This window comes from Agrobacterium sp. DE0009, assembly GCF_007680755.1.
In the GTDB taxonomy this organism is placed as follows: domain Bacteria; phylum Pseudomonadota; class Alphaproteobacteria; order Rhizobiales; family Rhizobiaceae; genus Agrobacterium; species Agrobacterium tumefaciens_B.
In genome coordinates this window covers 340,202-361,312 of sequence record NZ_VEIU01000001.1, presented here as the reverse complement: position 1 = coordinate 361,312, position 21,111 = coordinate 340,202, and the positions used below count along the sequence as shown (strand labels likewise).

Here is a 21,111-nt window from a genome sequence, read left to right as displayed (position 1 = left end):
CTCTGATATTCCACCCCTCGCTTTTTAGGGGAGACTGACGATCCATCGGTGCCACACGACCTATCCACCGAATTTACTGAATGACGTCACTGGAGTTCCGGGAGCAAATTGCAGAAACATATCGCAAAGCGATTGCCCCGCTCCTACATAGCGTCATGACGAAGGATCAAAGGAGGTCAAAATGCTACGAACCGCGCTCACTTTCGGACTGCTGACGGCAACCATCGCCCTTGCCGGGTGCCAGACATGGGAAAGCCCCTATCGCGGATCTCAATGGCGAATGGACCAGGTCATGGATGGCGACCCTTACAGGGCCGGCGACGGGAACCACGGCGGCAATGATTCCTACTCCAACGTCGTTATCCGTCGATAAGAGCGGCGAATGTGCAAGAGAGGGGCAGCGTCGAAAAGCGCTGCTCAGCTTACCCTAAGACATCACTCGTCTGACCGACCCGGACTTCAGAGATGACAGGAGGAAACCGAGCCAAGATTTTGGCACAAAAGAAAAAAACCCGCCGAAGCGGGTTTCTTTGGTGCGGTCGAGAAGACTCGAACTTCCACGGGTTGCCCCACAGCGACCTCAACGCTGCGCGTCTACCAATTCCGCCACGACCGCATCGTGGTAGGCGTCGACTTGCGCCGACGGGGGTGCATGTAGCAAAAGGATTTTCGGTGCACAAGAGCGTCGTGACAGTTTTTTGAAATTAAAAATCGCACTGCACCATCCTATATGCAGGAAGCCCGGAAATGCTGGGGTTGCGGCCATGTCGCCATTTTGCGAGAAGGCTGTGGAAAGGACTTTTTCATGCTCACACGCACCGATATCGAGACAAATATGCTGCCGGCTGTCGGTTCGCCCCCGGTTCGCTGGCGAATCTCCGATGGTCTCATCCCTTACGAGAGGGCGATCGCAGAGATGGAGCGTGAGGTTGCCGCGATCGCTAGCGGCGAGGCCGACGAACTCGTCTGGCTTCTTGAACACCCGCCACTCTACACCGCCGGCACCAGCGCTGACGAATCCGACCTCATCGAGCCGAACCGCTTCCCCGTATTTGCGACGGGCCGTGGCGGCGAATATACCTATCATGGCCCGGGGCAACGTGTGGTCTACGTAATGCTCGACCTCAAACGCCGGCGGCAGGACGTCCGCGCTTATGTGGCTGCGCTCGAGGATGTTATCATCCGCACGCTGGACAAGATGAATGTACGCGGCGAACGCCGCGAGGATCGCGTCGGCGTCTGGGTCCGACGCCCCGAAAAACCATTGCTTGCCGATGGTGGCATGGCGGAAGACAAGATCGCAGCGCTTGGCATACGCCTGCGTAAATGGGTGAGCTTTCACGGCCTGTCGATCAACGTCGATCCGGACCTCTCGCATTTCTCCGGAATCGTACCCTGCGGCATCAGCGCCTATGGCGTCACCAGCCTCGTTGATCTTGGATTGCCGGTTACGGTTGGCGATGTCGATGTGTTCCTGCGTGAGGCCTTTGAAGAAGTCTTCGGCCCCGCCACGTCAGATGTGGTGACGGTGCCCGAAACCGTCGTTTAACGACGTCAAGGGCCTAGAAGCCCGAATGGATCAGCGGCGCTGATAAGACGCATGATAAAAAGCAATGTGCGTTATCGTTTCGGCATTGCTATGAAGGGCCTGCCGCGCCGGGAATGCCAGACACTGAATAAACGGGGCGGCTGTCCCGTCCCCTCTGTTCCGGCCCGCCGGCCGAAAGTGCAGCATCACATGACAAGCCACACCGGTTTAAGCGACGTCGCCAAGGGCATGGCCATCATGGCGACCTGCATGCTGGTGCTGCCCATCATGGATGCGATCGCCAAATACATGGCTGTCGTCGGCGGCATGTCGCCGGCGCAGATGACGTTCTACCGCTTCTTTTTCCAGCTGGTCTGCACGCTGCCTTTGTTGCTGGTGGTATCGCCCCGCGCACTGTTCAGCGCCAAACGGCCCTGGATGAACTACCTTCGTGGTGTGCTGCATGCTTCCGCCAGCCTGCTGTTCTTTGCTGCCGTCAAATACATGCCGCTCGCAGATGTTTTTGCGATCTATTTTGTCGAACCCTTCATGCTGACAATGATGTCGGCTCTTTTCCTCGGCGACAAAGTGGGCTGGAAGCGCTGGACCGCGATTGTCGTCGGTTTCGGCGGCGCCATGATCGTCATTCAGCCGAGCTTTGAAATCTTCGGCTGGACTTCGCTCCTGCCTGTCGCCTGCGCTTTCCTCTATACGCTCTATCTCTTCCTGAACCGGGCCATCGGCGATGCGGATAGCCCGCTCGTGATGCAGACCATGTCCGGTATGGCAGGGACCGTCTTCATGGGCGCTGCGCTTCTCATCGGCCACTCGCTCGGTGACACGGACTTTGCCGTCTCGCTGCCGCAGTCCGGCCATGCGCTCGCACTGCTCGTCTTGCTGGGATCGATATCCGGCTACATGCACCTGCTGATCGTCAGGGCCTTCCGGCTGGCGCCGCTCTCTCTGCTCGCGCCATTCCAGTATTTCGAAATCATCTCAGCGACGATTCTCGGTTATGCGCTGTTTTCGGATTTCCCGACGCCATCCAAATGGCTCGGCATTCTCATTATCGTCGCATCCGGCCTGTTCATCATCTGGCGCGAGCGGAAACAAGCTGCCGCGCTAACGCCGCTCGACGCGCAATAGCCGCGTTAGCGCACCTTCAGCTGCCCGAGGGCAGCGGGTCTTCGCCGTGATGGTCCTGCGCCTCGACAAGGCTGCCGAGCAGCCAGAGAGATACCTCAGCCGCCTCCCCCGCCGACTTGAAACGATATGAGCCGCTATATTTGGGCATGTCGAAGAAGGTAACGACAAAACCGTCGCCGCTCTCCAGACTTTCGACCCGGATGCGCTCGGGATCGATCATGACGCAGAAATAGTGGGATCCCATGTTGCGCATGAAGCCGGCCTTGTTGTCGTGCAGCCGCACGAATGCCGCACCGCCATCCACCGTCATATGCAGGCTTCTGATCGCCTCGTTCGGAAAGGCACGGGCGAAATCCATGATCGCCTGCCCCACGTCATGGCTGTTGTCCTCATCCGTGGCCCGTGACATGCGCCAGGCGTAAACGGCAAAGACCGATAGCAGCACGAACACGATAATCCAGATCGCCATATTCATCGGGGCGCTCCCTCACCATCGAAACATCACGATTCGCGAATCGAAACGATGCGAACCCGGCTCAGGTTCATATCGGCCGAGGCTTGTGCGAAGTTTGGTATCCAAATCGTGCACGGCCCCGGGGCCACCCGTGAATCAGAAGCGCTTCAGAAACGACGCCTTTGCCAGCAGCCATTGCCGGCGAAGCTGCGACAGCTGCAGGTCGCCGTCAAAAACGCCGCTCCCCGCCTTCCGTGCCGCGGCGATGACGGGACCGGCGAGCGAAACAGGAAGATAGGCGGCAAAGATGTTTTTCGGGACCCTCGCGCGTCGTGACTTTTCCAGGTGATCGAGCGCATGGGTTGCAAAAATCTCGATGGCGATGCCGATACGCTGCCTGTCTTCGCCTTCAAGGAAGGTCTCGCGGTCCAGCCCGGCCGCAGCCAGCATGTCGGCGGGGATGTAGACCTGCCCGCGACGGCGGTGCAGCGGTGTCAGTAGCAGCATTCCGGCCATGGCCTGTGCGACGCCCGCATGACCGGCCGCCTCCGCACTGGAGGCAGCATCTTCGGCAGAAAGCACCAGGCTAGAGAGCTGGATCAAGGCTGATGCGGTCTCTCCGGCGTAACCTTCCAGCGCATTGCGATCTTCGAACAGGTCGTCATAAAGATCGAAGATACGCGCCTCGATCATATTGGCGAGCACCGGGCGCGGCAGTCGATAGGTCTCGATTGTGGTCAGAAGCGCTGCTGCGACAGGATGAGACTGGCTGTCGCCATGCGGATTGCCTTCGAGCAGATCGCGCCACCATTGCATGCGCACTTCGCCGGGCAACGCCTCGCGCACGGAATCGCGGATACGGGCGATTTCAGCATTGAAAGCATAAAGCGCCGCCAGAGCATTGCGCTTGTCGGCGGGTGACAGAAGGCAGGCGAGATAGCGGTCACGGTCTGTGTCGCGCAACGTCGCAAGGCAAACATCGATATTTTCTGTGGGTGCCATGGTTCCCCGCGCGCGAAACGCCCTCAGCCTTCGACGGCGATCAACGCGGCAGCGACGGCGCGCGATTCCGAAAGCATGATATTATAGGTGCGCACCGCAGCGCCAGTACTCATCGGGTCAATGGAGATGCCGGCCTCCTTGAAGGCGGCGCGCAACTCTTTCGGCAGAACCCGCATGCCGTCCCCCGTGCCGATCAACAGCACTTCGATATCCTGCGCTTCGGCAAAAATTTTCTCGAAGTGGTGAAGAGCGAACTCCGTCGGGTCGGCGGGCTCCCACCCGTAAATGCCCGAAGGCAAGAGGAGAAGAGAGCCGCGATGCGACATATCGGCGAAGCGAAACCCACCATTGCCATAGGCATCGATGGGCGCCCGGCCGGGAAAATGGGCCGGGCGTATTTCAATCCCGCCGGCCATCAGACGGCAGGCTTGCCGCCGATGGCGTTACCGGGCTTTTCGTCCTTCTCGTCTTCCGCGTCCTTGCTATCGGGACGCAGCTTGAAGGCGATCAGCACCGGGGCGGCGATGTAGAGCGACGAGAACACGCCGATACCGACGCCGAACAGCATGGCGAAGGTGAAGGAGCGGATAACCTCGCCGCCGAAGAGGTAGAGCGCCAGAAGCGCCAGAAGGACCGTCAGACCCGTCAGGATCGTACGCGACAGCGTCTGGTTCAGCGACGCATCGATGATCATGGAAAGCGGCATCTTCTTGTACCGCCTCAGGTTTTCACGGATACGGTCATAGATGACGACGGTGTCGTTCAGCGAATAACCGATGATCGTCAGGATCGCCGCGATACTGGTGAGGTTGAACTCTATCCCCAGGAAGACGAACAGTCCGATCGTGAAGACCACGTCATGCACCATCGAGATAACGGCGCCAAGGGCAAACTGCCACTCGAAACGCACCCAGATGTAGATCATGATCGCCGTCATCGCGAGCAGGATGCCGATCGTGGAGGTGTAGGTCAGGTCACCGGAAACCGCCGGACCGACGACTTCCACGCGGCGGAAGTCGTATTTGTCCTCAAGCTCGCCACGCACCATGGTGATGGCGGACTGCTCGGCATTTTCGCCGCCTTCCTGCGCCTGAATACGGATGAGAACATCCTGCGGCGAGCCGAAGTTCTGAGCCTGGATTTCACCGAGGTTCAGCTGGTTCAATCGGTCGCGAATATCGGCAAGATCAGCCTCGCCCTGCTTCGCACGCACTTCGATGACAGAACCGCCCTGGAAGTCGATGCCGAGGTTCAGACCCTTGGTCACGAAGCCGCCGATGCACGCCAGCATGATCGCACCCGTTATCATGAAGACGACACGGCGATACCGCATGAAGGGAATGTCGCGGCCATCGAACATGGCGGTGCGAACGCCCTTGGGCAGGTGCTTTGGACGGCTGCGGCGAACCCAGTATCCGAACATCCACGCCGTCAGCGTATAGGCGGTGAAGACGGTGGTGATGATACCAACGGCAAGCGTGACGGCGAAGCCCTTGACCGGACCGGTGCCCATGTAAAACAGCACACTGGCGACGATCAGCGTCGTCAGGTTGGCGTCGATAATGGTCGCAAAAGCCCGGGTGAAGCCGTTATCCAGTGACTGGATCAGCGGTTTGCCGCTCTTCACCTCCTCGCGTATGCGCTCATAGATAAGAACGTTGGAGTCTACAGCCATGCCGATTGTCAACACGATACCGGCGATACCCGGTAGAGTCAGCGTCGACCCGATCACACTGAGCACGGCCAGCAGCATCACGACGTTGACCACAAGAGCGATATTCGCGAGCAGGCCGAAGAAGCCGTAGAAGACGAACATGAAGATGAGGACGCCGACAGCACCGATGGCACTCGCCGTCAGGCCGGCGGTGATGGAGTCGTTACCGAGGCTCGGGCCGACGGTGCGTTCTTCAACGACGGTCAGCGTCGCCGGCAGCGCGCCGGCGCGCAGCAACACGGCAAGGTCATTGGCGCCCTGCACCGAGAAATTACCGGAGATTTGTCCCGAACCGCCGATGATCGGCTCACGGATGACAGGTGCGGAGATCACCTGATTATCGAGCACGATGGCGAAGGGTTTGCCGACATTCTGCTGCGTCGCCTGCGCAAAGCGCTGAGCGCCGCGGCTGTCGAAGCGGAACGTCACGACGGGTTCGTTGGTTTGCTGGTTGAAGCTTGCCTGCGCGTCGACGAGATTGTCGCCGGATACGAGTGCACGACGCTCGACGAGATAAGGAACCGGCGGATCGTCCTGGGAATAGAGAACTTCCGACGTTGCCGGCGGACGGCCGTTCATGGCTTCCTGTACCGGCATGGAAGTATCGACCATTCGGAAGGAGAGCTTTGCCGTCTGGTTGAGAAGCGACTTCAGGCGCTGCGGGTCCTGAAGGCCGGGCACCTGCACGATGATGCGGTCGGAGCCCTGGCGCTGGATGAGCGGCTCGGTGGTGCCGACTTCGTCAACGCGACGACGCACGACTTCGATGGATTGCGAAACCGCTGATGACAGGCGGTAATCGATGCCCTCATCCGTCAGATTGAGACGCAGCAGATTGTCGCCGCCGTCGTTCATCGTGACTTCGGTGATGGAACCACCGACCAGTGTGCCGGCGGAGACAGGCTGGGTCAGGTCACGCAGCGCGTTCTTGGCAGCTTCAACCTGGGCCGGATCGCTGATGCGAACCTGAATCTGCTGGCCATTGCCGGTCAGCCCGGAATATTTGATGTTGGCATCGCGCAGCTGGGTGCGGACATCGCCGACGATCGTTTCAAGCCGTTCCTTGACGATGTCGGAACGCTCGATCTTGAGCATGATGTGCGAACCGCCCTGAAGGTCGAGACCGAGCGTTACCTTGTTGTCCTTGTACCAGGCAGGCATGCCCTCCAGCTGCTTGTCCGTAAACAGGTTGGGAGAGGCGATGACGACGCTTGCCAGCACAAGCAGCCAGATGAAGACTGTTTTCCATCGGGAAAAATGAAGCATTTCGATCTCGGTCAGGGTTGGGGTCGCGCCTGGCGCAACCCGTCAAAATTCGCAATCGGGCATTCGGTTGTCCGGCAGGATCAGGAAGCGGCTTCCGTCTTGACCACTTCGCCCTTCACGCGCACTTCGGCAATATACGCCCGTGCCGCGCGGATTTTCACGCCATCGGCGATTTCGACTTCCAGTTCACTGTCATCGATGACCTTGGTTACCTTGCCAACGATGCCACCGCCCAGAACGACCTGATCGCCACGACGAATGTTGGTCAACGTCTCCTGACGCTTCTTCATCTGCGCCCGCTGCGGACGGATCAGGAAAAAGTACCAGACCACCATGAGCGGCGCAAACAGGAACAGCATCTCAAGGCCGGAACCGAAGGCCGATGCGCCGCCCGCTGCATCCTGGGCAAAAGCTTGACTAATGAACATATAAAACTCCTCGCAATTGCGGCACGACCTCGCGTGCCGCCCCGGCTTTTCAAGCCGCCGGAATATAGTTGGGAACGCCGGGATTGCAACAGATGCAGGGCCCTCGCCGTACCGATTCCGGACCTCTTAACCTTTATGCGTCCGAAACACCATGCTAGGCCGGTCGCAAATCAGCGTTTTGAACATCAGACAAGCGGAATAAACACCATGATTCGCGAAGAAACGGCTTCCCTGCTCCTTTCAGAACTGCGCCGGCTCACCCTCGCGGTGGAGAGGCTGGCTGGTCCGGCGCCGGCCGTAAATGACTGGAATGCGGCCGATTGTTTCGTTTGGGTACCCACGAACGCATTCCTGCAGCCCGTTCCCCGCCCCAACCGCATCGCGCTGAAGCTCATCCGCGGCGTCGATCACGTTCGCGACATCCTGCATGAAAACACGCTGCGTTTTGCGGAGGGATTTGCGGCCAACAATGTGCTGCTGTGGGGCGCGCGTGGCATGGGCAAGTCTTCGCTTGTGAAGGCCGTTCACGAAGATGTGCGCGCAGCGAGTGGTGTTTCGCTGAAGCTGGTGGAAGTCCACCGCGAGGATATCCATACCCTGCCCATCCTGCTCGATATCCTCAAGGCTTCGGGCCAGCGGGTTATCGTTTTCTGCGACGACCTTTCCTTCGACCATGACGACACTGCCTATAAATCGCTGAAGGCAGCGCTCGATGGCGGTATCGAAGGACGGCCCGACAATGTCCTTTTCTATGCGACCTCCAACCGCCGCCATCTCCTGCCCCGCCATATGATGGAGAACGAGCAGTCCACCGCCATCAATCCTTCGGAAGCAGTCGAGGAAAAAGTCTCTCTGTCCGATCGCTTCGGCCTCTGGCTCGGCTTCCATAAATGCGGCCAGGAAGACTATCTGACGATGATTGACAGCTATGCCGCCCATTTCGATCTGGGTCTCGACCGCGAAACGCTGCATCACGAGGCTCTGGAATGGGCGACGACCCGAGGCGGACGCTCGGGCCGCGTCGCGTGGCAATATATCCAGGACGCCGCCGGTCGCCTTAGGAAGCCTCTCGACAGATAACGCCGCTGCGACGTCTCCCACACGCGGTGTCGTTACGACCACACCGCGTGTCGTATTCCCGAAGGCCACATTTCCCCTCTCATGGTTTGCTGCACCCATGAAGTGACCTGCCCGCGGAGGAGCGGAAAGGCACGGCGTTCAACCATGGAGGAGATGGATATGAGCAGGAACAGAGGCGTCGTCTACATGCGGCCGGGTCAGGTCGAGGTCCGCGACATCGACGACCCGAAGCTTGAGGCGCCGGATGGCCGCCGGATCGAGCACGGCGTCATTCTCAAGGTTATTTCCACCAATATCTGCGGCTCCGACCAGCACATGGTGCGCGGCCGCACCACGGCAATGCCGGGCCTCGTTCTTGGTCACGAAATCACCGGCGAAGTCATCGAGAAGGGCATCGACGTCGAGATGCTGCAGGTTGGCGACATCGTTTCCGTGCCGTTCAACGTGGCCTGCGGCCGTTGCCGCTGCTGCAAGTCGCAGGATACCGGCGTCTGCCTGACGGTGAACCCCTCCCGCGCCGGCGGCGCCTACGGTTATGTGGATATGGGCGGCTGGATCGGTGGCCAGGCGAAATATGTGACGATCCCCTATGCCGACTTCAACCTGCTGAAATTCCCGGATCGCGACAGGGCGATGTCGAAGATCCGCGACCTGACCATGCTCTCGGATATTCTGCCGACCGGCTTCCACGGCGCGGTCAAGGCGGGCGTCGGTGTTGGCTCCACCGTGTATGTTGCCGGTGCAGGCCCGGTCGGTCTTGCTGCGGCCGCTTCCGCCCGCATTCTCGGCGCTGCCGTGGTCATGATCGGCGATTTCAACAAGGATCGTCTTGCCCACGCTGCGAAAGTCGGCTTCGAACCCGTCGATCTCTCTAAGGGCGACCGGCTGGGCGACATGATCGCCGACATCGTCGGCACCAACGAGGTGGACAGCGCCATCGACGCGGTCGGCTTTGAAGCACGCGGCCATGCAGGCGGTGAACAGCCGGCCATCGTTCTCAACCAGATGATGGAAATTACCCGCGCCGCCGGTTCCATCGGCATTCCCGGCCTTTATGTAACGGAGGATCCCGGCGCGGTGGACGATGCCGCCAAGCAGGGCAGCCTGTCGCTACGCTTCGGCCTCGGCTGGGCAAAGGCGCAATCCTTCCACACCGGCCAGACACCGGTGCTGAAATACAATCGCCAGCTCATGCAGGCGATCCTGCACGACCGCTTGCCGATTGCAGACATCGTCAACGCCAAGATCATTGCGCTTGATGATGCCGTTCAGGGGTATGAAAGCTTTGACCAGGGCGCTGCCACCAAGTTTGTGCTTGATCCACATGGCGATCTGCTGAAGGCGGCCTGATGACGTTGCCCGCAAACGGGTGACGGGTAGAAGCGCCCGCGACGGATATCGTCGCGGGCGTCTTATTTTCAGGCCGTTTGACTGTCGAATGAAACTATGGCTCCCCCACCAGCAGGGCTTCCAGCTCGTTTTTCGCGTCCGGGGAGAGATAGGGTCTGAACAGGCTTGAGACCTGCTGCAACCCCCAGTCCAACTGCTGCGGTCCAAACGCGGTAACACCTTCCTGAAGGTTGAGATAGGCCGCCCAATAGGTCGAGACGATCCAGAGATTTGTCAGAACGGCTGGCCTGTCTTCTTGTGGAATTGCGGCCAGACCCGCCTTTTCCATACGCGAGACGATATCGCCAACGGCAAGGCGCATGGTGGCGCTGATCGCTCGCACGGGCTCGACAAGCGCCGGAGCCAAAGAGACGAGGCCGACAAGGTCGCGAAACAGGAAACGATAATCCCATACGAGCGAAAACCAGAGCCGCAGAAAACCGGCATAGGTCGCCGCCGCCTTCTCATTCGCGCTGTCAACATCCGAGACCACAGCCACGGCATCGGCCTCGAACCGCGAGAAGAGCGCAAGGACAAGCGCTTCCTTGGTGCGGAAATGGTAATAGAGATTGCCTTCATTGATGCCGACCGCGCCTGCAATGTCTGCCGTCGTGACGTGATCGGGCCCACGCTCATTGAACAATGCGAGCGCGGCTGTAAGAATCCGTTCGCGCGTTGGTATTGGACGGTCCGTTGATTGCCTGCTGATGTTTTTTTTCACGACTGAAAACTCGACCATTGAAAAATAAGGCGTACACCTTAAATCACTAAAATAAGGTATACACCTTAAAGACCATTTTTGCCGTCATCGCGATATGGAGGGCCGAAACGTGCCTGAGAAAGACCTTCGCCAAAATAAGCCGCAAGCCAGCGAAACCTCTTCTATGTCCAACATCGCCGTTGCTCGCCTAGCACTGTCGCTCATACAAAATCCGTTGAAGGCACTGCCGCCCGAGATTTTCACGGAGCCCGCGGTGTTCAATCGGATTGCGGGCCGGATACGGGTCCATCTTGCGGATCCCGTCCTTGTCCACGAAGCCCTGGTTAAAAATGCCCATTTGCTCTCCAAGGGCGATGATGTGCGTCGAGCTCTGGGCCCGGCTCTTGGGCAAGGTCTGTTAACTGCTGACGGCGATCACTGGAAGTGGCAGCGGCAGTCCGTCGCCGCGGCCTTCCGCCACGACAAACTCCAGCAACTCCTGCCCTCGATGGTGGACGCCGCTCGCCGCACGCAGAAGCGCTGGAACACTGCGCCGGGCAGCCATATCGATATCGCCCATGAAATGATGATGACCACGTTTGACGTCATCGTCGAGACCATGATGTCCGGCGGGCATGACGTCGATATCCACCGCGTCGAACAAAGCATCACCGACTATCTGAAGCCAACGGGCTGGACGATCGCGCTCGCCATGCTGGGTGTGCCGGAGTGGCTGCCGCATCCCGGTCGCCGCAAGGCGCGGTTGGCGGTCGACTATCTCCGCTCGAGCCTCGTGAAGGTAATTATCGAGCGGCGACGACATCCCGGCGACAGGGCGGATCTCGTTTCGATGCTTCTGGAGGCGAAAGACCCTGAGACCGGTCGGATGATGACCGATACGGAAATCGTCGACAATATGCTGACGTTCATCACCGCCGGTCACGAGACGACGGCGCTTGGCCTTGTCTGGACCTTCTACCTTCTGTCGCGACATCCGGAGATCGAAGCGAAGGTGATCGCGGAAATTGACGCCGTCACCGACGGCCAGCCGGTGACGGCAGACCATGTCGCCGGACTCACCTACACGCGGCAGGTATTTTCAGAGGCGATGCGACTTTATCCCCCCGCTCCCATCATTACACGCACGGCATTGCAGGACTTCCGCCTCGGCGAACATGATATTGCGGCCGGAACCGTTCTTTATGTGCCGATATACGCCATCCACAGGCACGCCTCGCTGTGGGAGGAGCCTGACCGCTTCGATCCGTCGCGCTTCGAGCCGGAAAAAGTCAAGCAACGCCACCGCTATGCCTACATGCCCTTCGGCGCCGGTCCGCGCGTTTGCATCGGCAATGCCTTTGCGATGATGGAAGCTGTCGCCATCCTCGCGGTTCTTTTGCAGGGCGCCCACGTCAGGAACAAGACGCCAGCAACGATGGAGCCGCTGATGCGGGTCACCCTGCGGCCAGAAGACCGGCTGATGATGCAAGTCGTGCCAAGACAAAACAAATCGCCCGCGGCGTGAACGACCGCGGGCGACAGGATCAGTGCAAATCTTCATCCGTCACCGGATGGTGACGATCAGAGGTCGACGTCGAGGATCGCCATGGAAAAGTTATAGGAGCGGTCGCCGTCTTCGTCGTCGATGTAGACAACGCCGAGAAACTCTTCGCCCATATACACTTCAGCCGAATCGTCCTTGCGGGGACGTGCTTTGACAATCATCTTTTCGTTGAAGGTGCGCTTGAAATAGGCGTCGAGTTTTTTGAGTTCGTCGGCTTTCACCAGTTTTCTCCTGTGCGGTTCGCGTTGGCCCGCTTTTGGCATGGGACAAAGGCGAAAGTAAAGTGAAAGCGGCACGTCGCCCATGTCTTTCCCATGGACGAGCGCAATATTCACCACCTCTCAGATATCGGCCCCGATGACCTGGTCCATCAGACGCGAGGGTTCGGAACACCCTGCTTCTCCCACCACCCGCGCCGGCACACCGGCAACCGTGGTCTTCGGCGGAACAGGCTTCAGCACGACAGAACCCGCCGCAATGCGCGAGCAATTGCCGATCTCGATATTGCCGAGAATTTTTGCCCCTGCCCCGATCATCACGCCATTTCCGATCTTGGGATGCCGGTCCGCCCCTTCCTTGCCGGTGCCACCCAGCGTCACGCCATGCAAGATGGAGACGTTGTCGCCGATGACGGCGGTTTCACCGACCACAAGGCCGGTAGCGTGATCGAGGAAGATGCCCTTGCCGATGCGCGCGGCCGGGTTGATATCCGTCTGGAAGATGCTGGATGACCGGCTTTGCAGATAAAGGGCCAAATCCCTGCGCCCCTTCTGCAGCAGCCAGTGGGCAAGCCGATGGGTCTGGATCGCCTGAAAACCCTTGAAATAGAGGAGCGGCTCCATGAAGCGCGTGCAGGCCGGGTCACGGTCGTAAACGGCCTGAATGTCGACGCGCAGCACACTGCCCCATTCCGGCCAGTCGTCCAGCATATCCTGGAAGGTCTGGCGCAGAAGCACGGCCTGCATATCGGGATGATCGAGGAGTTCGCAGATACGGTAGATCACACACTCCTCGAGCGAGCGGTGATTGAGGATCGTCGAATAGAGAAAAGCGGAAAGCAGCGGGTCCTGCGCAGCGGCGCTGCGCGCTTCATTGAGCAGGCTGCCCCAGATCGGATCGACTATCGCCAGCTGTTCAGGCTGACGGGCCTCGGTACGTGCGACCATGAATGGTCTCCTCGTTTGCAGTGGTCGTTCTTTATACAGAAAAAGGCGTGCGTTAGAAATGGGATTCGAACGACGACTTTAAAGGCGGCAAGGCGTCAGTTTTTCTTCATGCAGCTTGAAAAACCATTTCTTGCCGGTGCGAACAATCCAGGAACTCCTGACGGAGAGCCAGGCTCACTTCTTCTGCGAGATCACCTGGGTCAAAGCCCGCGATAAAATTCCAAAACCGCGGCCTTGAACACCCGGTCGCCGACGGCCAGCATGTGGTCGCGGCCGGGAATGTCGATCGCGCGTGCGTGCGGCATGACGGCGGCCAGTTCCTGACCGGACCCGGCAATATCGTCCTTCGTTCCGACCGCAATCAGCGTCGGCGCGTCGATCCTTGCCGCCTGCTCGCGCGTGACGAGAACGCGCGACGTCTCGATACAGGCGGCAAGCGCCAGACGGTCGCTTTTCGTCTGGTCGGCGAAGGCGCGGAACATGCGGCCGCGCTCATGGGTCACCACATCGAGAGATGGAGCCAGCAGGGCCTCCGCAATCGGGTCCCAGTCGCCCACGCCTTCCACCATGCCGATGCCGAGGCCACCGAACACAAGGGAGCGAACACGCTCTGGATGCGCCATGGCCAGAAACGCGGAAATACGCGCGCCCATGGAATAGCCAATCACATGGGCTTCCGCGATGCCCAGATGATTGAGCAGCGCCACCGCATCGTCGGCCATGACCGCGGGATAATAAGCCTCGGAATCATGTGGCTTGTCGCTTGCGCCATGGCCGCGATTGTCGATGGCAATCACCCGGTAGCCGGCGTCACCCAGCGTCTTCAGCCAGCCGGGATGCACCCAGTTGACATTGGCGCTGGACGCAAAGCCGTGGATCAGCAGAACCGGGTCACCCACCGGATCACCCTCGTCAAAATAGGCAAGGCGAAGACCGTCATGGGAAAAATCGGAAAACTGCGGCGTGTTGAGATTCATCAAGGACATCCTTTTTGCCGGACCATATGGCAGGAATTAGCAATGTTGAACATGTTTCGCTGACGATTTTTATGGAGATGCAATGCGTTTGAGGCTACATATCCGCAACGAAGAGCCGATGCGAGAAGACGCATTGCGGCTCTATAACGATATTGCATTTGGAGACGAACATGGCCGGCCATTCCATTCCCCACTTCCAGAACGATGGCGGACACCGCATGATCGAGATCGGCGTCAAGGAATTCATGTGCACCGGCGCATCCGTGCCTTACGATCACCCGCATATCTTCATCGATATGGGCGACGACAATGAGAAGGTCTGCTCCTACTGCTCGACCCTTTATCGCTACAATCCGTCGCTGAAGGCCGAGCAGACCAATCCTCCGGGCTGCGTTTTCCACGTGAAGGCCGCCTGACCTTCCCCTCTTCCTGATCGGGGCGCAGCATGCCCATAAAATCCGTAGCCATTGTCGGTGCCGGCATTGCCGGTCTCACCGCTGCCCTTTCTTTTGCCCGGTACGGGATTGTTTGTGACATCATCGAACAGGCCGGTGAACTGACCGAAGTCGGCGCCGGTCTGCAACTGTCCCCCAACGCATCGCGCATCCTGGCTACGCTTGGCGTGTTGCCTGATATCGAGGCCCGCTGGACCGAACCGGTCACCGTCGAACTCGCTTCCGGAAAAACCCTTTCCCCCCTGCTCTCGCTGCCCATGGGTGCCGTGGCGCGCAAACGTTGGGGCGCACCCTATGGCGTGTTGCACCGCTCGACGCTGCAAAGCGCGCTTCTCCAGGCGGTGACACAGAACCCACTCTGTCGCCTGCACCTGGGAAAGCGCATTGAAAACGCCACCTTGGATGTGATTGCCGCAACGACTTTCCGCGACCATGATCTGATCGTCGGTGCGGATGGTGTCTGGTCCGCGGCCCGTTTCGCCGTGCCTTCCGCACCCACCGCCACCTTCTCCGGCAATGTCGCCTGGCGGTTCACTGTTGCCGACAGCGATGTACCATCCGCTATCAACAAGAGCGCCGTCACGGCCTATCTCAGTTCGGGCGGCCATATAGTCGCTTATCCGCTGAAGGAAGTCGGCGGCTTCAACATTGTCGCGATCGCACTTGGCGCGGACCCCGGCGCGACGTGGCGGGCGGAATCGAGCGGGCAGCAGAAAGCGCTGATGCTCGAGCAGTTTCGACGGTTTAGCCCGCAGATCGTCCGCCTGCTCGCCTCGTCTGAGAATCCGACCTTCTGGCCCCTCTATCAGGCTGGCCCCGGCCGCTGGCATAATGGACGTGACACCGTGCTGATCGGCGACGCGGCGCATGCCATGATGCCGTTCGCCGCCCAGGGTGCGGCCATGGCGATAGAGGATGCGTTTGAACTTGCGGGCGCAGTGGCCGGCAGCAATGGCGAAAAGCCCCTGCCTGTGCCGCAGGCCCTTGCCGCCTTCGAGACCTTGCGCCTCCCCCGTATCGAAAAGGCCCGCAAGCGGGCCTCTCTCAATCGTTTTGCCTATCATGCCAAAGGTCCGGTCCGAATTGCCCGGAACCTGGTATTTTCCACCCGTCCCACAGAAGCGTTCCTGAAGGACTTCGACTGGCTCTACGGCTACCGCGCAAAGGGCTGAAGGGCTGGGGCTGGGTCAGACGCCGGCCGCGGCCTTGAACCCGGCCTCCAGATCCATCTTGAGATCGGCGACATCCTCGAGCCCGATCTGCAACCGGATAACCGGGCCACCCGAAGGACCCTTGGCGATGGTCCGATCGACCAGCGAGACGGCGACGGCAAGCGATTCGTAGCCACCCCAGGAATAGCCGAGCCCGAAGAAGGTCAGCGCATCGAGGAAGGCGGCTGCAGCCTGCTTGTGCCTGCCCTCTTCCGCCTTCAAGACGAAGGAGAAGACACCGCTCGCGCCCTTGAAATCACGCTTCCACAGTTCGTGTCCGGGAAAGCTCGGCAAGGCCGGATGCAGTACACGCACGACATCGTCGCGGCTTTCCAGCCATGTGGCAATATCAAGCGCGCTTTTCTGATGATGCGCCAGCCGGATGCCCATAGTGCGGATGCCGCGCAGGATTTGGTACGCGTCGTCAGATGTGACGCAGATGCCGAGATTGGCATTGGCCTGATAAAGCGCCTTCCAGTGCTTTTCATTGGCCGAAACGAAGCCCATCAGAACATCCGAATGACCCGAGGGATATTTGGTGGCGGCATGGATGGAGACATCGACGCCGAAATCCAGGGGCTTGAAATAAAGCGGCGTCGCCCAGGTATTGTCCATCGTCACGACGCAATCATGCCTGTGCGCGATATCGGTGATCAGCCGCACATCCTGAATTTCGAAGGTGTTGGAGCCCGGCGCTTCCAGATGCACCAGCTTCGTGTTCGGGCGGATCAAGGCCTCAATGCCTTCCCCGATCGCCGGATCGTAATATTCCACCTCGACGCCGAGCTTTTTCAGCATCGTGTTGCAGAAACGGCGGGTGGGGAAATAGACGGAATCAACGATCAGGGCATGATCGCCCGCACCGAGATAGGCGAGGAACGGCACGGTGATGGCGGCAAGGCCCGACGGGACGAGAATGGTCCCGGCCGAACCCTCAAGCGCGTTGACCATGTTGCACAGCGCGTCGGTCGTCGGCGTGCCATGCGTGCCATAGGTATATTTCTGGTTTTCGGTCGAAAGCGTCTCGGCATCCGGGAAAAGCACGGTCGAGCCACGCACGATGGGCGGGTTGACGAAACCGAAACAATCGGCGGGATCGTTACCACCATGGGTCAGGCGCGTATTTACACCTGCGGCGGAAAGCAGGTCATTTCTCTTGGTCATTTCAGATCAGCTTTCGAAGGAATATTGACGGGGCGACAATGCGGAGAGCAGGTGGTTAGGTCAAGTCCCGAAGGCGCGCGTCCGGTTCATCAACATATCTTTAAAAAATCAGCATACAATAAGTATACAAAAACCAGGCAAGCGTAAATTTACGCAAAAATATGCTCATATTTTCACCCTTTGCATAGTTACCGACCAAAATTTGGAAAATTCCCTTTTATAGGCACAATTATCGCCCGAACACCTTGACCCTTTCGAAGATTCGAATCTTATAAAGAATGCGGATCGAGGAGATCTCGCTGAAGGGGGAGCTGGGGAAAATAAAGAAGCCGGTCCCCTTCCAATGGATGATAACAAACAAAGGTTGGGAAAAATGAAAAAGGCAATTCTGTCGGCCGCTATCGGCGCAGCAGTTTTGGGAGGAGCCTCGGTCGCTTCGGCGGCAACCCTTCAGGACGTGAAGGCAAAGGGCTTCGTGACCTGCGGCGTGAGCGCTGGCATTCCGGGATTCTCCAATCCCGACGACAAGGGCGAATGGTCGGGTATCGATGTGGACTATTGCCGCGGTATTGCCACTGCGGTTTTCGGTGACCCTTCGAAGGCCAAGTTTGTTGCCCTGTCGAGCAAGGATCGTTTTCCGGCTCTCCAGTCCGGCGAAGTCGATGTTCTGACCCGTAACACCACCTGGACCATCAGCCGCGACACGTCTCTCGGCTTCAACTTCCGTACCGTCAATTACTACGACGGCCAGGGCTTCATCGCCAAGAAGAGCCTCAACGTAAAGTCCGCTCTCGAGCTTTCCGGCGCTGCCGTCTGCGTTCAGACCGGTACGACCACCGAGCTCAACCTCGCCGACTACTTCAAGACCAACAATCTGCAGTACAACCCGGTCGTTTTCGAAAAGGAATCCGACGCGACGTCTGCCTATGATTCCGGTCGTTGCGATGTCTACACCACCGACCAGTCGGGCCTCTATGCAATCCGTCTGAAGCTGAAGAACCCGGAAGAAAACGTCGTTCTGCCTGAGATCATCTCCAAGGAGCCGCTTGGCCCGGCCGTTCGCCAGGGTGACGACCAGTGGTTCGACATCGTCACCTGGGTTCACTACGCGATGGTCAACGCCGAAGAACTGGGCGTCACCTCCAAGAACGTCGATGAGCAGAAGAACAGCGCCAACCCGGACATCAAGCGTTTGCTCGGTACGGAAGAAGGCACCAAGATCGGTACCGATCTCGGCGTTGGCAATGACTGGGCTTACAACATCGTCAAGCTGGTCGGCAATTACGGTGAAGTCTTCGACCGCAACGTCGGCGCCGGCTCTCCGCTCAAGATCGAGCGCGGCCTGAACAGCCTCTGGACCAAGGGCGGCCTGCAATACGCACCGCCGGTCCGTTGATCGGTCCCATCACCGGCTAAACGATAAGGAGGCTGGGCAACACCCGGCCTCCAATTAAAATTTATAAATAAGCTCGCAAAGAGCACATAAAAGGGAAAGGTGCCTATGGCAGGCAACGCGGTCAGTTCGCAACGATCGCGCGCGCAAAGCGCGTCGTCACTTATCTACGATCCACGGATACGCGGCATTTTCTATCAGGTCCTGACAGTCGTCATCCTGACCGCCTTCGTTTGGGTCATCGTGACGAATACGATCCACAATCTTCAACGAGCAAACATTTCATCCGGCTTCGGCTTCCTCAACGGAAGAGCCGGTTTCGATATCGGTCAATCGCTGATCGCTTATACCAGCGACGCGACCTATGGCCGGGCATTGGTCGTTGGCATTCTCAACACGATCCAGGTCGCATTTTTCGGCATCATCGCCGCCTCGATCATCGGTTTCATCGTCGGCATCGCCCGGCTTTCCAATAACTGGCTGATCTCGAAACTCGCGCAGGCCTATGTGGAAATCTTCCGCAACATCCCGCCGCTGCTCGTCATCTTCTTCTGGTACAAGGGCGTCATCTCCGTCCTGCCGCAGGCGCGCGAATCGCTTGAGCTGCCGCTTGGAAGCTACCTCAACAACCGCGGTTTCTTTTTCCCGAAGCCGCTCTGGGGTGACGGCATCTGGCTCGTTCCAGCAGCCCTCCTGGTTGCCATCGTCATCAGCGTTTTCATTTATCGCTGGGCAAAGGCGAGACAGGAGCGCACCGGCCAGCAGTTCCGCACCGGTATCACGCTCACGCTTCTCATCATCGGCCTGCCGCTCGCCACGTTCCTGGCCATCGGTGCGCCGCTGACTTTCGACTATCCGATTGCCGGACGCTTCAACCTTTCCGGTGGCGCCGTCGTCGCGCCTGAATTCATGTCGCTGTTTCTGGCGCTGTCCTTCTACACCGCCTCCTTCATCGCCGAAATCGTTCGCGGCGGCATCAAGGCCGTGGCGAAAGGGCAAACGGAAGCTGCGGATGCACTCGGGCTTCGTTCCAGCACCACGACACGTCTGATCGTCGTGCCGCAGGCGATGCGCATCATCATTCCGCCACTGACAAGTCAGTTCCTCAACCTCACCAAGAACTCGTCGCTTGCTGTCGCCGTCGGCTTCGCCGACATCGTCTCGGTCGGCGGTACGATCCTGAACCAGACGGGTCAGGCGGTTGAAGTCGTTGCCATCTGGCTGGTCATCTATCTCTCGCTATCCCTGTTCACGGCCCTGGTCATGAACTGGTTCAACGCGAAAATGGCTCTGGTGGAGAGATGACGATGACGATCAGCAACCATGCCTTCGTGCGCCAGACCATTGAAGAGGCCCGCCCCGCGCCATCGAGCGCGGTGGGCGTCACCCACTGGCTGCGCACCAAACTCTTCGCCACGCCCAAGGATGCGGTACTCACCGTCCTTGCCATCGCCCTGCTCGTCTATATTTTGCCGCCGATCATCGATTGGCTGTTTATCGACGCGGTATGGACGGGCAGCGACCGTCTCGCCTGCCTCACCGCTTCACAGGGCGGCGCGCTGCCGGATGGACAGTCCGGCGCCTGCTGGGCTTTCGTTTCGGCCAAGCTCGGCCAGTTCGTCTTTGGCCGCTACCCCATCGATGAGCGCTGGCGTCCGATCCTCGTCATGGTGATGTTCACCATCCTGTTGATCCCGATGCTCATTCCGAAGGCACCGTTCAAGCGTCTCAATGCGCTGGCGCTCTTCATCATCCTGCCCTTCATTGCGTTTTTCCTGCTTATCGGCGGCGTCTTTGGCCTGCCGAAGGTGGAAACGCAGCTCTGGGGCGGCCTGATGGTCACGCTCATCCTGTCCTTCTTCGGGATCACGGTGTCGTTGCCCTTCGGCATTCTTCTGGCGCTTGGCAGACGTTCGAACCTGCCGGTCATCAAGATGCTCTGCGTCCTCTTCATCGAGGTCATCAGAGGCATCCCGCTGATCACCGTGCTGTTCTTCGCCAGCATCATGCTGCCGCTGTTCCTGCCCGACGGCTGGACCTTCGACAAGTTCCTGCGCGCGCTGGTCGGCGTGTCGCTGTTCTCCTCCGCCTATATGGCGGAAGTGATCCGCGGCGGCCTGCAGGCCATTCCGAAGGGACAATATGAAGGAGCGGATTCGCTCGGCCTGAACTACTGGCAGAAGACGAGGCTGATCGTACTGCCACAGGCGCTGAAGCTCGTCATTCCGGGCATCGTCAACACCTTCATCGGGCTGTTCAAGGACACGTCGCTGGTCTCGATCATCGGCATGTTCGACCTGCTCGGTATCGTCACACTCAACCAATCGGATGCGAACTGGGCGACCCCCGTTACCGCCATGACGGGCTATATCTTCGCAGGCTTCGTATTCTGGATCTTCTGCTTCGGCATGTCGCGTTATTCGCTGTTCATGGAACGGCACCTCGACACCGGGCATAAACGATAAGGGACGCTC

21 protein-coding genes and 1 tRNA gene are annotated in these 21,111 nt (G+C 59.1%); 11 read left to right on the top strand and 11 right to left on the bottom strand.

Features of this window, described 5'->3' with window-relative positions:
* The first annotated feature begins 181 nt into the window (after positions 1-181).
* Entirely contained in the window at positions 182-373 is a 192-nt protein-coding gene (locus FS804_RS01845) for a hypothetical protein (RefSeq protein WP_063948946.1), read from the top strand.
* Positions 374-531: 158 nt separating this feature from the next.
* Here FS804_RS01845 and FS804_RS01840 read toward each other — a convergent pair.
* Positions 532-616, bottom strand: a tRNA-Leu gene (locus FS804_RS01840).
* 189 nt (positions 617-805) lie between these two features.
* On the opposite strand from FS804_RS01840, the gene lipB reads away from it, so the two are divergent.
* On the top strand, positions 806-1,549 hold the full coding sequence (gene lipB, locus FS804_RS01835) for a lipoyl(octanoyl) transferase LipB (RefSeq protein ID WP_144574190.1): 744 nt from the start codon (positions 806-808) through the stop codon (positions 1,547-1,549).
* Between the two features lie 189 nt (positions 1,550-1,738).
* Complete coding sequence (locus tag FS804_RS01830) at positions 1,739-2,674, top strand: DMT family transporter (RefSeq protein ID WP_186376633.1); 936 nt, start codon at positions 1,739-1,741, stop codon at positions 2,672-2,674.
* A 16-nt stretch (positions 2,675-2,690) separates the two neighbouring features.
* Here FS804_RS01830 and FS804_RS01825 read toward each other — a convergent pair whose 3' ends face one another.
* From FS804_RS01825 to yajC, 5 genes are all read right to left on the bottom strand, one after another.
* Positions 2,691-3,149 (bottom strand): hypothetical protein, encoded by a 459-nt coding sequence (locus tag FS804_RS01825; RefSeq protein WP_144574188.1) that lies wholly within the window; start codon positions 3,147-3,149, stop codon positions 2,691-2,693.
* A gap of 135 nt (positions 3,150-3,284) precedes the next feature.
* On the bottom strand, positions 3,285-4,130 hold the full coding sequence (locus FS804_RS01820) for a phytoene/squalene synthase family protein (RefSeq protein ID WP_144574186.1): 846 nt from the start codon (positions 4,128-4,130) through the stop codon (positions 3,285-3,287).
* Positions 4,131-4,153: 23 nt separating this feature from the next.
* Positions 4,154-4,546 (bottom strand): Mth938-like domain-containing protein, encoded by a 393-nt coding sequence (locus tag FS804_RS01815; protein WP_144574184.1) that lies wholly within the window; start codon positions 4,544-4,546, stop codon positions 4,154-4,156.
* Entirely contained in the window at positions 4,546-7,110 is a 2,565-nt protein-coding gene (gene secDF, locus FS804_RS01810) for a protein translocase subunit SecDF (RefSeq protein ID WP_144574182.1), read from the bottom strand. The genes FS804_RS01815 and secDF overlap by 1 nt, the downstream gene beginning before the upstream one ends.
* Before the next feature lie 80 nt (positions 7,111-7,190).
* Positions 7,191-7,538, bottom strand: a complete 348-nt coding sequence (yajC, locus tag FS804_RS01805) for a preprotein translocase subunit YajC (RefSeq protein ID WP_063948941.1) — start codon at positions 7,536-7,538, stop codon at positions 7,191-7,193.
* A 207-nt stretch (positions 7,539-7,745) separates the two neighbouring features.
* Between yajC and FS804_RS01800 the strand changes: the two genes are divergently transcribed.
* A complete protein-coding gene (locus FS804_RS01800) occupies positions 7,746-8,618 on the top strand; it encodes an ATP-binding protein (protein WP_144574180.1) in 873 nt (290 codons plus the stop codon).
* Between the two features lie 159 nt (positions 8,619-8,777).
* A complete protein-coding gene (gene fdhA / locus FS804_RS01795) occupies positions 8,778-9,968 on the top strand; it encodes a formaldehyde dehydrogenase, glutathione-independent (protein WP_063949124.1) in 1,191 nt (396 codons plus the stop codon).
* Positions 9,969-10,062: 94 nt separating this feature from the next.
* Here fdhA and FS804_RS01790 read toward each other — a convergent pair whose 3' ends face one another.
* Entirely contained in the window at positions 10,063-10,728 is a 666-nt protein-coding gene (locus FS804_RS01790; protein WP_371417799.1) for a TetR/AcrR family transcriptional regulator, read from the bottom strand.
* Between the two features lie 163 nt (positions 10,729-10,891).
* Between FS804_RS01790 and FS804_RS01785 the strand changes: the two genes are divergently transcribed.
* Complete coding sequence (locus FS804_RS01785) at positions 10,892-12,232, top strand: cytochrome P450 (protein ID WP_063948939.1); 1,341 nt, start codon at positions 10,892-10,894, stop codon at positions 12,230-12,232.
* Between the two features lie 56 nt (positions 12,233-12,288).
* Here the strand turns inward: FS804_RS01785 and FS804_RS01780 are convergent, their stop codons facing one another.
* The 3 genes from FS804_RS01780 to FS804_RS01770 all read right to left on the bottom strand — a co-directional run bounded on the left by FS804_RS01780 (position 12,289) and on the right by FS804_RS01770 (position 14,414).
* Positions 12,289-12,492: a DUF3126 family protein gene (locus FS804_RS01780; protein ID WP_063949122.1), complete on the bottom strand. Its 204-nt coding sequence runs from the start codon at positions 12,490-12,492 to the stop codon at positions 12,289-12,291.
* Between the two features lie 120 nt (positions 12,493-12,612).
* Positions 12,613-13,437 (bottom strand): serine O-acetyltransferase, encoded by an 825-nt coding sequence (gene cysE / locus FS804_RS01775; RefSeq protein ID WP_063948938.1) that lies wholly within the window; start codon positions 13,435-13,437, stop codon positions 12,613-12,615.
* Positions 13,438-13,637: 200 nt separating this feature from the next.
* Positions 13,638-14,414: an alpha/beta fold hydrolase gene (locus FS804_RS01770; protein WP_063949121.1), complete on the bottom strand. Its 777-nt coding sequence runs from the start codon at positions 14,412-14,414 to the stop codon at positions 13,638-13,640.
* A gap of 170 nt (positions 14,415-14,584) precedes the next feature.
* Between FS804_RS01770 and FS804_RS01765 the strand changes: the two genes are divergently transcribed.
* Both FS804_RS01765 and FS804_RS01760 read left to right on the top strand, forming a co-directional pair.
* Entirely contained in the window at positions 14,585-14,830 is a 246-nt protein-coding gene (locus FS804_RS01765; RefSeq protein ID WP_035261222.1) for a zinc-finger domain-containing protein, read from the top strand.
* A 29-nt stretch (positions 14,831-14,859) separates the two neighbouring features.
* A complete protein-coding gene (locus FS804_RS01760) occupies positions 14,860-16,041 on the top strand; it encodes an FAD-dependent monooxygenase (protein ID WP_144574178.1) in 1,182 nt (393 codons plus the stop codon).
* Between the two features lie 15 nt (positions 16,042-16,056).
* Here FS804_RS01760 and FS804_RS01755 read toward each other — a convergent pair whose 3' ends face one another.
* A complete protein-coding gene (locus FS804_RS01755; RefSeq protein WP_063948936.1) occupies positions 16,057-17,244 on the bottom strand; it encodes a cystathionine beta-lyase in 1,188 nt (395 codons plus the stop codon).
* Between the two features lie 373 nt (positions 17,245-17,617).
* Here FS804_RS01755 and FS804_RS01750 point away from each other — a divergent pair, with 373 nt between their 5' ends.
* The 3 genes from FS804_RS01750 to FS804_RS01740 all read left to right on the top strand — a co-directional run bounded on the left by FS804_RS01750 (position 17,618) and on the right by FS804_RS01740 (position 21,102).
* Positions 17,618-18,640 carry an amino acid ABC transporter substrate-binding protein gene (locus FS804_RS01750; RefSeq protein WP_063948935.1) on the top strand — a complete coding sequence of 341 codons (1,023 nt, stop codon included), beginning with the start codon at positions 17,618-17,620 and terminating at the stop codon, positions 18,638-18,640.
* A 105-nt stretch (positions 18,641-18,745) separates the two neighbouring features.
* The gene (locus FS804_RS01745) at positions 18,746-19,942 is read left to right on the top strand and encodes an amino acid ABC transporter permease (RefSeq protein ID WP_144574176.1); all 1,197 of its coding nucleotides are present in this window, start codon (positions 18,746-18,748) and stop codon (positions 19,940-19,942) included.
* A 2-nt stretch (positions 19,943-19,944) separates the two neighbouring features.
* Complete coding sequence (locus tag FS804_RS01740; protein WP_063948933.1) at positions 19,945-21,102, top strand: amino acid ABC transporter permease; 1,158 nt, start codon at positions 19,945-19,947, stop codon at positions 21,100-21,102.
* Positions 21,103-21,111: the final 9 nt, after the last annotated feature.